We start from the raw sequence: 12,617 nt of genomic DNA on the forward strand, positions 1-12,617 counted from the left end.
GGCGAGTACTTCGACGTCCCCAACGGGAACTCCTGTTCTTCGGATCCTCACGATCCAATGATCAGGGTGTCCCCGATCAAGGGCTAACCCCCGTTGTTCGTCGGCGTTGTCACGCAGTTACGCACTCACCCTCGCTGCCCTTGCGGTGTGGGAAACACCGGTGCGGGAGTGCTGACGGCTGTCCTACGATCAGTCTGCCTGCGTCGGCCGGCGCGCTGTAGACCCGCAGCACCGGTCCGTTGTGGAGGGGGCCAGCCCGTTCGAGCCGGGCCAGGTGGGCTGACATCTGCTGAGCGGTTCGGTACGGGGTTCGTCTATGCCTCAGGGTGGGGCCATGGAACGGGAACAGCTCGAACGGCTGCTGGGTGATGGCGACGACGCGTCGTCGGCAGCTCTCGCTGCACTCCGCGCCGACGCTTCATACGTCGTCTGGGACGGAACGACCTCACCCAAGTCACTCGCGACGGTCTACGGGCGCCGACTCCGTCACACCATTCGGAGGGGTATCGAGACCTCCGGCTTGGCCCGGGCTGTGCAACGTCTCGACTTATACAGCCAACCGGTTCGACTGGGGCAGATCAGGACTGCCGACGGATCGTGGATCTTCATGCTGTTTCTCGACGCGGACGGCAGGACGCTGGTGGCGTGCACCGGCGTACGGCAATCCCAACCAGGCTCGGCACGACCAGACACCTGCTGAACCCGCGTACGGCCAACACGCTTTCCAACTGTGGTGGTGGTCCCGGGAACCTCGGACGGGGCCGTTCACCTGCGTTCATGCGCGGCCGGGCGTCTGGTTGGCTACCGTCCCGGGTCTCGTCTGAACGGCCGTGAACGGCGCTGAATGAGACGGAAACTGAGACGGACGGCGGGGCCAGGCTCGCTAGCATCTTCGCTGTTGAAGGGGGAGCCATGGCGCTGGTCCACAAGGGATCACGACGGATCGTTGTCGACGGCACGGTCTACCACTGGCGGCTGCGAGGCAGGCCGACGTACTTCCAGGGTCTGGCCTGGTCGCCGTGCACGTTCGCGGTCGAGCATGCGGACACCCCGGGCATGACGCTCGTAGTCACCACCGACCAGCCGCATCCGAGCAACTGGATCGGTCGCGAGGCTGAGCCTGTGCTGCCGTCAGGTGTTGCTGAGGCTGTTCGGCTTGCTCTGCTTGAGGGGTGGACTCCGACGGCTCAGGGCTCCGTGTTGCACCTCGACCTGTCTGCCGGCTTCATGCCTTCACACTGAGCACGGGGTCTGGGGTGCCTGTACCTCAGCCGACGACAGTCAGCCACGACGGTGGGTGCGCTGACTGATCAGGCGCGCGTGTGCCTCGCTGTACTCCCACCGGCCTCAGCCACGCTGCTGTGGGTGTCGTCGAACAGAGCAAGCTGTGACGGCAGGACCGGATCCCCCCAACAGTGGTGGTCAGCCGGTGATCACAGCTTCAGGGACTCCAGCTTGGGACTTAGGTGATCTAGGTCGAGTTGGGCTGCTGACCTGCGGCGGAGTGTCGACGATTCTCGGCTTTACGCTGACGTGCTGCCCACTGTCCCCATGGCTCCTCTCACGATCTGGCATGACCACACCTGCGCCGGCTCTGGCTCCGAACCGGTCAGCCGTGTCCGCCACCTTCCAGACTGGCGTGTGCGTCGGCGCGCTGCTCTCGCAGGGGACAGACAGAGGACGTGGACGCTACGTCCACGTTGGGGATGCCATCGCACAGGAGAGTGATAGCTGGGTACGCATGGTTCCCCCGTGGGCATCTCATCCGTAGATTGGGGAAGTGGTGTGGCCTGCGGTCTCTAGGCGGGCATCACATGACACCGCGGGGGCGGGGGATGGGGGACAGGTGTCCGATCTGTTCAGGATTGTTTCGGACAGGACCGTTGGCGAACACAGGTACGTCCACGTCGTCCCGGCAGATCCGGAATCGTTCGTGCGCACCGTTGCCCCGCTTGTAACTGCGCATTACTTCGATGAAGTCGACGCTAGAGCGCGCTTCCTGCGCTCTGCCCGAGAGCTGACGATGTTCAGTGGCGAGTCCTTTGAAATCACTGACGAAGATGTCCAGCTAGCTCTCACCGAAGAGCGGGACGCAGTTTTGCCCGCTGCATGGAAGGGGGACAGAGGCAAGCAATTCGATGTCCAAAGGAGTGAGTTCGGTGAAATCCTGGCTGCAGAAGCTCTAAAGCAAGTATTCGGCACCGTCATACCCGCCTCCAGGATCAAGCACAAGGAGATCCCTGATCAACAGACTCGCGGTGCCGACGTAATTGGATTAGAGAATGAGCAGCAGCAGATTGTCACCCTCATCCTTGGCGAAGTGAAGGGATCTCAGGACCGCAAAACACCCCCTGGTGTTGTGTCAGGAATGGAGGAGAAACTTGCCGAACTAGTCGGATCGCGGCGGGCGCTTCTGCAGGAGCTGTGTTGGTTGCGTGATCACGCCGAAGATTCTTACGTTGGAGTCTGCTCGCGTATTCATACCGCGTTCATCCTTAAAAGAGATCAACCAGAAGTCGTGTTGGCTCCACTTCTGGTTCGAACGACTGAAACGCATCACGAAGATGACCCGGGAAAATTCAAAACTGACCCAAATTCGTTCGGGCATTCAATTAGATGGGTTAGTATAGTAGTTGAGGGTGATCTCTTCGACATAGCCCAGGATGTTTACCGATTGGCCAGAGAGGGGGCGGCGTAGATGGATCGCAATCAAGTCTTTGTTGATGCCTTTCTGAGTGGAGGCGGAGACGATGTAATCGGTTCATCACGGTTGTCTTATCTGGCCCAGTTCCTGGATGCTGATACTCAGGAAACCGATGAACTGGACTCCGAGTCCGTCGATGAGATCGCGTGGTCGTTTGAATCTCTAGCCGTCACCGCAGCACGCTCTGATCAAGACGAAAGTCGAGTCGCTGACTTCGCCCGCCGAGCGTTCCATCTTCGTGCAGCTAGGTGGTCAACAAGTACTAGCGTTTCATTGTATGAACTCTGGATGCTCATTGTGTCTGGAACTTTGGCACAGAGGCAGCCCGAGTTGCGGCTTCTTCTAAGCGGAGATACTTTCCGCGTAGCCACTGGGCGAGAGGAGCATCAGGATTGGAGTGAGCAAGTTTGGGCTAGTTCCGTCACGGCACTCGGAATGCTGGCCCGAAAGAGTCGCTCCTGGGAAGATGTAGATGAAGGGATCCAGCATCTCACGCGACTTTCAAGCCTGCAGAGAGAAGCTGAATCTAGAATCTTTGGTGCAGCAAGTATTGAGGATTGGCGCGAAGATAAAGAGAAGTGCAAGTTGCTTGGGTTGTACCATATTGGTGAAGCCCTAGTAGTACTGGGTAGATATCTCCGGACGGGTGATCCAGAAGGTGTGCTAGTTACATTGCAGAGGCATGCAGAAAACGCGCGTCTGCTACTTGGATCCAGTGGTGATATTGAGCTAGAGCGCGTGGGTGAGTCCGTCGAGCCCCTGACTACTGCGATGGCTAAGGCTTCAATTTGGTATAACACCTCTAGGCTCTCCTCGGCAGCACGAGAATTTGCTCAGCAGATCGCTTCGAATGATCAACAAAGTCCTGTGTCGGAGTTGTGGTGGTCTCAAAGGGAAGCACTATCGCAAAGTTTGCTTGACCCGTTTAAGACCGCCATTAGTGTACAAATGCCGACTAGTGCAGGAAAAACTCTTCTGGCGGAATTCTCGATTGTTCAAAACATTGCCCTTAATCCTGGTTCTGTCGTTGCATACCTAGTCCCAACCAGGGCCTTGGTCAATCAGATGACCCGTCGGCTTCGGAGAGATCTTTCAGGTGCTAGGTCAGATGGCACAGACATCTCGGTAGAGGCCGCTGCCCCTGTCTTTGAGTTGGACCCCACTGAAAGTCGGCTTCTAAGCCTGCGCCCAGATGTTCTCGTAACAACGCCCGAAAAACTTGATCTACTTGTCAAGTCGGGGCACCCAAGCATCCGTGACCTTGCGCTGGTCGTTGTTGATGAAGCGCACCATATTGCTGATGAAACCCGAGGGCCACGCCTGGAGTTGCTTCTAGCCACGCTGAAAAGGGAGAAGGGTCGGCGCTGCCGGTTCTTGTTGCTGACCCCATTCTTGCCAAATGCTTCTGATCTGGCTAAATGGCTTGGCGCTGGTGAAGGTGCCGCTATCGAACTGAATTGGAAGCCGAGCGAGCAGATCCGTGCACTTGGACATTGGGATCGCAACCGAAAAGAGAAGGCGTATCATGATGCTTTAACGCTGCTTCCATCCGCGACACAGCCGTCTAACTGGGATGGTGTCGTAATGGACCTGGGTCCAGCTGCGGTGCATCGTGAAACTCGCCAGCGGGAGGCGATGTCTGCCTCCCTTGCCATCTCAATGAGCGAACGCGCAGGAGGTGCACTTATTCTCACTGGCGGCCCAGGAAAAGCGGAAAAGCGTGCTTCGCAAGTCGCTGAGAGCCTGCCTAGGCTGGCACCGGACGAGTGCCCAGATCCGCAACTGCTAGCTGCTGCGATTGATTACATTAAGAATGAGCTGGGCGAGAATTATCCATTGGTCGAAACTCTGCGCTCAGGGGTTGCATTCCATCATGCAGGCCTGCCTCCTGAGGTTCGTAGTCTTGTGGAGGTGTTGCTGGACAAGGGGTGCATTCGCATTGTAGCGGGCACTTCGACCCTGGCGCAGGGCGTTGATTTCCCACTATCTTCGGTGATTATAGAGACTCTTAAGGTGCCGCAAGGTCGCGGTGAGAAGTACCGTCCACTCCGATATTCAGAGTTCTGGAATATCGCTGGTCGGGCAGGTCGCGCTCTGAGAGATCGAGTAGGGGTAGTTATCTACCCATCGACAGGAAAGCCTCAGGATGAAGAGTTTCGCAATTATCTTGAAGGTGAAGCGGTCGAGGTTGTTTCGGCTCTCCTCAAGGCAATTAGCCTACTCGATGAGCGGCGTCCTGAATATAACCTTCGACTTGTGCGAGGAAATCCGCAAATTAGTCATTTCTTCCAGTATCTCGCGCATGCCCTCAAGGTTGGTGGGTTTGAGTCTGCGAGTGCCGAGGTGGAAGAGATCTTGCGGTCGTCTCTGGTGTTCTATGGCTTGCAGTCGACAGATCGGGAGGTTGCTGAACGCCTAGTGGCATGGTCTCGCGGTTTCATGGAAGAGTTCCGCGCGAACTCCTTCCTTGGTGTGGCTGATACGACAGGACTCTCATTGCCGAGTGTCGGACTTCTATCGGCGTCTTCCCCGCGAGTATTCAAGGAACCAGAATTCTGGGCTCCCGAGAATCTTTTCGGAGATAGCCTGAACCCTCTCATGCAAGTGATTGAGGTTCTCGCTGAGGTTCCCGAGATGTCGTTGTCTCCCACCGATGAAGCAGGTGGGTTGGATACGCGGAGAGTCGCTGGCGTTCTCCATGACTGGGTATCAGGGAAAACGCTTCCGGAGATTGCAGACAACTGGTTTTCTCATGTGGATAAACCTCTCACAAAGGCGGGACGATATCTATTCCGCGAAGTATCCGGGTATCTTCCTTGGGGGATCGGTGCTTTGCAATTGATTGAACTTTCCGGTAGGGACCCTGAAGCGACTTCTTCTGCGTTCCATGTCCCGGCCATGTCGTTCTATGGCGTAAACACTATTGATGCACTACCACTGCGCATGGTTGGTGTGCCCAGGGCGGCGGCGAAGAAATTTGGGGCCCAGGCACCGCGTTTCGCTTCCTTCCAAGAAGCGAGAGCATGGGTTGCAGCACAGTCCCCGGAAGCATGGGCTAATGCCTCAACAAGGAATTTCTCGACGGACACGCTGAAGATCGTCTGGGAGGCGGTGGGAGGTTCCACCGCCTGATCGATGGTGCAGTGCCACGTTCATGCATCAGGAGAAGCGTCGCCGCAGGCTGCGAGGTATTCCTCCTCTGGCGTCAGGTGGCTGCTCGCTGTGAGTGCGGCCCGGGGGCCGGGCCGCGCGCGGGGAGCGGAGCGAGCCGCCTTGAACCCGTAAAGAATGTTGTTACTCAGGTGGCATTTGGGATGTGCCAGAGTGGGGCCGTGTACTGCTCCGGTCGGCTGTTGATGAGCAATCGGTGCAGGTCATCGCGCTGTGAGCCGTTGAGGTTCAGGGCCTCGGTCAGGTGGCGGAACGTCGTGTGAGTGACTCCGCGGCTTCGGGCCTCTGCCTCGAATCCGGTGAGCTGCGGGAGTACCGACCCGGCGTCGAATTTCGACGGCCGTTGCTCCTGGAGCCATAGAGCCTTGTTGCGCTCGTAGTCGATCTCGGAGAAGCCGCAGACCTCGCGACTCAGGGCCTCCACCTGGTCCATGGCGGTGGTCGACATGACGGCGCGTGCCAGCTCGTTGCGGCTGAGGGCCTCGTCAAGATCGACCTCGTGGACCTTCGGGCTCTCGTCGGTGAGGGGGATGGGAAGGCCGGCGTCTCGGATTTCGCACGTGCCGCGTACGCCTCGCGCTGTAGCAGCGAGCATCCCGGTTGCCTCAGAAGGGTGCCACTCCAGGACCGAGGTGACCGGCTCGGTGTCCTTCGCCGTCAGGGTGTGGACGAGTGGGCCGAGCATGCTTCGCAGGTCCTCGTGTGACAGCTCGCCGTCCAGGCCGGGGCCTGCGACCAATAGGCGGATGGAGGCGTTCACTTGGCCGCATGCTGCCAGTGTCAGGGAGTCCGCGAGTGGGCTCTTCAGCGTTGGTTCGTCGCCTCGGGCCAACACGTCGCCGCCGACGTCCAGGAGATCGATCGAGGTCGGCCGTAGGTGAGTGACCAGGTCTTCGAGTTGGCGCGTGACTCCCTCGGCGCCGTGACTCGGGTCAATCAGTGCGAACGTGTGCGGGAGCTCTGCCGCAAGGCGGGGAAGCGTGGAGCCTGCCGGTGCGATTGGGCGGGCTTCCGCCGGCACCTTCCATACGGTCGGGGTGAGCGGTTCGAGGCCGGTGAAGTCGTCGGTTCCTCGGGGGCCTGGTAGCGGGTCGATCAGCAAGCGGTCCCACGCGTACGTAAGGATCACCGCCTGGTCCTCGTCGCCGTACAGGGCGGCGTGAAGCATTGCGGCGGCGACTGCGTCGCCCCCTCCTCCTGCTGCGACGATCAACCGCGTCATGGGCTCAAGCCTATGGGGTGGGTCCTTGACCACTCACCCTATAGTGGCTAGAGGCTATAGCCACTTGGACGAGGAGGGGACATGCCTCAGATCGAGGAGACGCAGCCGAAGTATCTCCAGATCGCTCACTTCATCCGTGATCAGATCCTGCGGGGTGATCTGCGGCCGGGGGACGAGGTTCCTTCCGAGCGGCAGTTGGCGGCTGACTGGAAGGTGTCCCGGCCTACGGCGGCGCGGTCGTTGGAGGCGCTGAGCCATCAAGGGCTTGTCGAGAAGCGGCAGGGTTCTGGGACGTATGTGCGGAGCCTCGAAGTGAACCGGCGGGCACGAGAGTTGTACGGGCGGGCTCGGCAAACCGGGAAGATCTACACGCCCGGTGAGTACGCGGTGATCACGTCGGCCGGGTGGCTGGACGCGCCTGATCATGTTGCTGAGGCGTTGGGCCTGGTGAAGGACCGGCGGGCCGTGCATCGCCGACGGGTGACCAATAACCAGGACGGACCCATCACGCTGTCTACCTCGTGGTTCGCGCCCGAGATCGGACAGCGGGCGCCCAAGCTCCTGGAGCCGGAGCGGATCCAAGAGGGAACCCTGATGTACGTCGAGACCATGACGGGGCGGCAGGGGAGTTACGCGGAAGACCGCATGTGTGCCCGCGAGGCGACCGAGGAGGAGGCGGCAGACCTCCAGCTTGATGCTGAGTCCGCTGTGTTGATCGTGCATCACGTCGTCTTCGACCTCCAGGACCGGCCGTTGGAGTTCGCCGAAGCCACCTACCCGCCGCACCGCTGGGCCTTCGAACAGGGGTATCCGCTCACCTGATGGTTCGTCACTTCGGCGAACGGCTTGCGCGCTGCGAGTGGCTAATGCCACTATCCAGTAAGTGGCTAAGGCCACTTGATCGTAAGGGGGTACGGAGTGACGAGTCAGCGGCCGGACCAGGGAGCGCACTTACCTTGCCGGAGTTGTCGGGGGCGCGGCTGGAAGCGTGTCGGCTCGCGTACGTCCCTGGCGCTCGCTGCTGCCGCTGACCGCACCCGTGCCACATGGAAGCGGCGCTGTCTCGACTGCGACGGCAGCGGCAAGGAGTGAGCGCGAATGGTGGCTTACACGATCGACCGCTATCCCTCTGAGGACTCACCGCGGCTCGGGGCGATGACCCTGCACCCGGCGCCGGAGTCCGTTCCTCGGGCTCGGCGCTGGTTCCGGAAGTTCATCGCCCCGTACAACCCGGCCTGCTCGGTCGAGGACTGCGCGCTGATGATCTCGGAGCTGGTGACCAACGCCATCCGCTACGGGCAGGCTGATGACCCGTGGCTTGTGCGGGTGGAGTGGTTCAGGGATGACACCTCGCTTCGGGTCGAGGTGCACAACCCTGGCTTCCCTGCGAACGTGCGACTGCGGCGCCCTGACGCCAATGACGCGCATGGCCGCGGGCTGCTGCTGGTCGACTCGATCGCCGAGTCTTGGTCTTCCGGGCCGAGTCGCTTCGGCGGCACGGTGGTTTCCTTTGTCGTCGCCGATGCCTGGCCGTCGTGAGGGCGACTTCGCCGCCGTGACATGACGTCGAGGCGCTCAAGGTCAAGGTCCGCGCGGGCGGGGGGCCGGACGGCCTGGTCTTCCTCGGCGTGAAAGGCGCGGCCTTCCGCCGCAGCATGTTCGGCTGCAAGTGGCGCAAGGCCCGTACGCAGAGTGGCGCAAGGCCCGTACTGCCGTCGGCGTCCCCGAGGGCTTCCGGTTCTACGACCCCCACCACACCGGACACACCCTCTCCACCCGGTCCGGCGCCACGCTCAAGGACACGATGGTCCGAGCCGGCCAGTCCTCCGAGAAAGCCGCGCTGATCTACGAGCACTCCGACGACGACCGACAGCAGGATGTTGCGGCTGGCCTCGACGCCACCGCCCGCAAGGCATGGCAGGAAGCTGTGGCCGTGCCAGAACAGGAAACAGCGGACCCCGCCGATCACGGTTCTGGCGCGCGACGAGTGATCGCCACGCACAACAACAAGGCCCAGGTCCCTGACCTGGGCCTTAAGCATGGAGCGGGTGACGAGAATCGAACTCGCGCTCTCAGCTTGGGAAGCTGATGTTCTACCATTAAACTACACCCGCGTAAGACGCCGATCCGGAGACGATCAGGGTCGGTGTCGGAACGCTCGCTCACTGTACCTCATCGCAGGCCCCCGGTGCCGACGCCGTGGGTCTGAGTGCGTTTCAGGGGGTGGGATCCGGGTGCGGGGGGCCGGAGTTGGGGCGTACGGTGGGGCGAGGGAGAGGGGCCGGGTGGGGCCGGAGTGCCGCCTGGAGAGTCGTCTCTTTGATCCCGTAATGTGGCTTTTGTCGTCAGGGTAGTCGGCCAGACGCGGCTCTTGGGGAAGGGACTCTTGAACTTGATGGAACGTACCGTCGTCCGCTGTGCCGATGGGCACGTGTTCAGCACCGCTTCGTTCCCGATGCAGCAGGCCGAGCGGCTCGGACCCGGCCGGCTCGTCCGGTGTCCGCGGTGCGCGCGGCTCCGCAGTGCGGTGCCGGTCGCGCTGGAGAAGCGGTAGGGGCGGGCAGCAGCAAGCGGTAGTGGTGAGCAGCGGTGAGTAGTGGTGAAGGGCAGTAGCGGTAGTACTAGGGGTGAGTGGGAGCTTGGGGATCTTGTGAAAGTGAGATGTGGTAGCCCGTCGTAGGGGGCTGCTGCCGACGGCGGCGCCCCGTGCTTCGTCGGTCGCCTCGTCAGCGCGCGGAGCCGTCGCGATTGTCACGGCTCCGCGCGCCGTGCGTATCCTCGGGACGTGCTTCTCTCAGACAAGGACATCCGGGCCGAGATCGACGCCGGGCGGGTACGGATCGATCCCTACGACGAATCCATGGTGCAGCCGTCGAGCATCGACGTGCGGCTGGACCGTTTCTTCCGGGTGTTCGAGAATCACCGGTACCCGCACATCGACCCCTCCGTCGAACAGGCCGATCTGACCCGGCTCGTGGAACCGGACGGCGACGAGCCGTTCATCCTGCATCCTGGGGAGTTCGTGCTCGCCAGCACGTACGAGGTCATCACGCTGCCCGACGACCTCGCCTCACGGCTGGAGGGCAAGAGTTCCCTCGGGCGGCTCGGGCTCGTCACGCACTCCACCGCGGGCTTCATCGATCCCGGGTTCTCCGGGCACGTCACGCTGGAGCTGTCCAACCTCGCCACCCTGCCGATCAAGCTCTGGCCGGGCATGAAGATCGGGCAGCTGTGCATGTTCCGGCTGACCTCGCCGGCCGAGTCCCCGTACGGCAGCGAGCGGTACGGGTCGCGGTACCAGGGGCAGCGCGGGCCCACCGCCTCCCGGTCCTACCTCAACTTCCACCGGACGCAGGTGTGAGCGACGTGACCGACATACGCGAGAACCTGACCTATGAGCGGTTCGGCGTCGCCGTGCGCGAGCTGGCGCAGACCATCGCCGACGACGGGTACGAGCCGGACATCGTGCTCAGCATCGCGCGGGGCGGGGTGTTCGTCGCGGGCGGGCTCGCCTACGCCCTCGACTGCAAGAACCTCCACCTCGTGAATGTGGAGTTCTACACCGGTGTGGGCACGACCCTGGAGATGCCGGTGATGCTCGCGCCCGTTCCGAACCTGATCGACTTCTCCGAGAAGAAGGTCCTGATCACCGACGACGTCGCCGACACCGGCAAGACGCTCAAGCTGGTGCGCGACTTCTGCCTGGACACGGTCGCCGAGGTGCGGTCCGCCGTGATCTACGAGAAGTCGCAGAGCCTCGTGAAGTGCGAGTACGTCTGGAAGCGCACCGACGACTGGATCAACTTCCCGTGGAGCGTCGAACAGCCTGTGGTCAGGCGGGCGGGGCAGGTGCTCGACGCCTGAGAGGGGACCGGCGGCAGGTCTTGTCCGGTCGGCGGCTTCGCGGGCCGGTCATGCGGAAGGGCCCCGGCGGCTGGTGTCTGCCTGGGGCCCCTCGGGGGTGTGGTGGTGGGTTAGAACGTGCCCAGTTTCACGATCGACAGCAGGGCGATCAGCTGGATCGCAGACGCGCCCAGGGCCTTCGGCCACGGCAGATCGTGCGAGCGGCTGACCATCAGGGTGAGCAGGGCGCCGGCCGCTATCCAGGTGGCCCAGCCGAGGAGTTGGACGAAGCCCGCGTCGCCGCCGAAGAACATGGCGACGACCAGGCGGGGCGCGTCCGTGAGGGACATGATCAGCATGGACAGGCCCACCGTGGGCTGCCAGGCGCCGTCGCCGCCGAGCTGGCGGGCCAGGGTGTGGGTGACCACGCCCAGGACGAAGGCGCTGAGCACCATCGCGACGGCGGTGATCAGGACGATCGGGACGGCGTTGGAGAGCGTCGCGTTGATCGCCTCCTCGCGGGCCCCGTCGAAGCCGAAGACGGCGAGGAGGCCGTAGAGGAACGTCACGATGAGGGCCGGGCCCCACATCGTGTAGTCCCGCATCTGCAGGAAGGTCTGGTTGGGCGCGAGGACGATGCCGCGCAGCAGGTCCTTCCAGCGCAGGCGCGGGCCGATCGGACCGGCCGGGGCCGAGCCCGCCTGGTAGGTCCCGCCCTGCTGGTACGGGTCCTCGTCGATCGAGAACGCCTGGGTGTGGCCCGGCTGATTGGCCGCGTACGGGTCGGGGCCGCCCTGCGGGTGGCCGCCCTGGTGGCCGTAGCCGTCGCCGAAGTACTCCGGTCCGTCGCCGCCCTGGCCGGGGTGTCCGCCGCCCGTCTGCCGCCACTGGCCGCCGTCGTCGTACCGCGGCCGCTGCTGCGGGTGCGGCTGCGGTGCGGGGGGATAGCCGTACGACGGTCCCTGTCGGCCGTACGGCTGCCCCTGCCCCTGCCGGCCGCGCGCCGGGCCCTGCGGGGCCTGCTGTCCGTACGGGGGGTTCTGCGGGCGCGCTTGCGGGGCCCGGTTGTCCCGGCCGCCGCGTCCGATCCTGAATCCAGCCACGTCATCGAACGTACCTGGTCCTGCGGAATGGCGTGCGGGGCCCGGGGGTTCGGACCCGGCTTTGCGGCCGAGCTGTGACATCCCCTAGGGGACCCCTGGGGAGGGGCGTAGGGGAGGCATAGGGGAGAGGCGTAGGAGAGGGGCGGGTGCGGCGCGGGGGGTACGGCACGGGGGCGGGATGTGGGGTGGGTTACCGGACCAGGGACTCCGAGGTGGAGGAAGTGACCGTCGGCCGTGGGGCGACGGTGACCGTGTTCCCGGCCGCGAGGCCCGCCGGGCCGCCGGGCCGCCCGGCCGCCGGGACGAGCCGCGGCCGGGAGCCGCCGGGGACGAGGTCGTCGTGACCGTCGCCGTCGAAGTCGGCGGTGTCGGCGGTGTCGAGCAGGGAGCCGGTGGCGGCCAGGGGTGCCGCCGCCGGGTCACTTCACCGGTTCCGGCTCCGGCGCGTCTTCCGGCTCCGGCTCGCCCGCCGGGTCGATCGGCGTCTTGACGGAGTCGAGGAGCAGTTGGGCGACGTCCACGACCTGGATCGTGTCTTTCGCTTTGCCTTCGTTCTTCTTGGCGTTGACGGAGT

General features: G+C 63.1%; 9 protein-coding genes, 1 tRNA gene and 1 pseudogene. 8 read left to right on the forward strand and 3 right to left on the reverse strand.

Annotation, left to right across the window (positions count from 1 at the left end; all coding sequences use genetic code 11):
• Positions 1-912 precede the first annotated feature (912 nt).
• The 3 genes from ACWEKM_RS43630 (at position 913) to ACWEKM_RS43640 (ending at position 5,836) form a co-directional block, all read left to right on the forward strand.
• Positions 913-1,242 carry a hypothetical protein gene (locus tag ACWEKM_RS43630; RefSeq protein ID WP_451626862.1) on the forward strand — a complete coding sequence of 110 codons (330 nt, stop codon included), beginning with the start codon at positions 913-915 and terminating at the stop codon, positions 1,240-1,242.
• A 604-nt stretch (positions 1,243-1,846) separates the two neighbouring features.
• Positions 1,847-2,698 (forward strand): Hachiman antiphage defense system protein HamA, encoded by an 852-nt coding sequence (locus ACWEKM_RS43635; RefSeq protein WP_451626863.1) that lies wholly within the window; start codon positions 1,847-1,849, stop codon positions 2,696-2,698.
• Positions 2,699-5,836: a DEAD/DEAH box helicase gene (locus tag ACWEKM_RS43640; RefSeq protein ID WP_451626864.1), complete on the forward strand. Its 3,138-nt coding sequence runs from the start codon at positions 2,699-2,701 to the stop codon at positions 5,834-5,836.
• Positions 5,837-6,002: 166 nt separating this feature from the next.
• Here ACWEKM_RS43640 and ACWEKM_RS43645 read toward each other — a convergent pair whose 3' ends face one another.
• Positions 6,003-7,097, reverse strand: coding sequence for a DUF1152 domain-containing protein (locus ACWEKM_RS43645; protein WP_451626865.1), 1,095 nt, complete (start codon positions 7,095-7,097; stop codon positions 6,003-6,005).
• An 81-nt stretch (positions 7,098-7,178) separates the two neighbouring features.
• Between ACWEKM_RS43645 and ACWEKM_RS43650 the strand changes: the two genes are divergently transcribed.
• The 3 genes and pseudogenes from ACWEKM_RS43650 to ACWEKM_RS43660 form a co-directional block, all read left to right on the forward strand.
• Positions 7,179-7,919 carry a GntR family transcriptional regulator gene (locus ACWEKM_RS43650; protein WP_451626866.1) on the forward strand — a complete coding sequence of 247 codons (741 nt, stop codon included), beginning with the start codon at positions 7,179-7,181 and terminating at the stop codon, positions 7,917-7,919.
• A 279-nt stretch (positions 7,920-8,198) separates the two neighbouring features.
• Positions 8,199-8,636 (forward strand): ATP-binding protein, encoded by a 438-nt coding sequence (locus ACWEKM_RS43655; protein ID WP_451626869.1) that lies wholly within the window; start codon positions 8,199-8,201, stop codon positions 8,634-8,636.
• Between the two features lie 62 nt (positions 8,637-8,698).
• Positions 8,699-9,024, forward strand: a pseudogene (locus ACWEKM_RS43660) (tyrosine-type recombinase/integrase); the annotation flags it as partial.
• Positions 9,025-9,137: 113 nt separating this feature from the next.
• On the opposite strand, the gene ACWEKM_RS43665 reads toward ACWEKM_RS43660, so the two are convergent.
• Positions 9,138-9,211: transfer RNA gene (locus ACWEKM_RS43665), tRNA-Gly, on the reverse strand.
• 671 nt (positions 9,212-9,882) lie between these two features.
• Here ACWEKM_RS43665 and dcd point away from each other — a divergent pair.
• On the forward strand, positions 9,883-10,458 hold the full coding sequence (gene dcd / locus ACWEKM_RS43670; protein WP_351746686.1) for a dCTP deaminase: 576 nt from the start codon (positions 9,883-9,885) through the stop codon (positions 10,456-10,458).
• A 5-nt stretch (positions 10,459-10,463) separates the two neighbouring features.
• Positions 10,464-10,961 (forward strand): phosphoribosyltransferase, encoded by a 498-nt coding sequence (locus tag ACWEKM_RS43675; RefSeq protein WP_451626867.1) that lies wholly within the window; start codon positions 10,464-10,466, stop codon positions 10,959-10,961.
• A gap of 110 nt (positions 10,962-11,071) precedes the next feature.
• On the opposite strand, the gene ACWEKM_RS43680 is transcribed toward ACWEKM_RS43675, so the two are convergent.
• Entirely contained in the window at positions 11,072-12,124 is a 1,053-nt protein-coding gene (locus ACWEKM_RS43680; protein WP_451626868.1) for a Yip1 family protein, read from the reverse strand.
• Between the last annotated feature and the right edge of the window lie 493 nt (positions 12,125-12,617).

The organism is Streptomyces sp. NPDC004752 (assembly GCF_053601275.1).

Bases quoted from the DNA above. Each gene is read 5' to 3' on its own strand.
- ACWEKM_RS43630 (WP_451626862.1), top strand. From the start codon at position 913: ATGGCGCTGGTCCACAAGGGATCACGACGGATCGTTGTCGACGGCACG.
- ACWEKM_RS43640 (WP_451626864.1), top strand. From the start codon at position 2,699: ATGGATCGCAATCAAGTCTTTGTTGATGCCTTTCTGAGTGGAGGCGGA.
- ACWEKM_RS43650 (WP_451626866.1), top strand. From the start codon at position 7,179: ATGCCTCAGATCGAGGAGACGCAGCCGAAGTATCTCCAGATCGCTCAC.
- ACWEKM_RS43645 (WP_451626865.1), bottom strand. From the start codon at position 7,097: ATGACGCGGTTGATCGTCGCAGCAGGAGGAGGGGGCGACGCAGTCGCC.
- ACWEKM_RS43680 (WP_451626868.1), bottom strand. From the start codon at position 12,124: ATGTCACAGCTCGGCCGCAAAGCCGGGTCCGAACCCCCGGGCCCCGCA.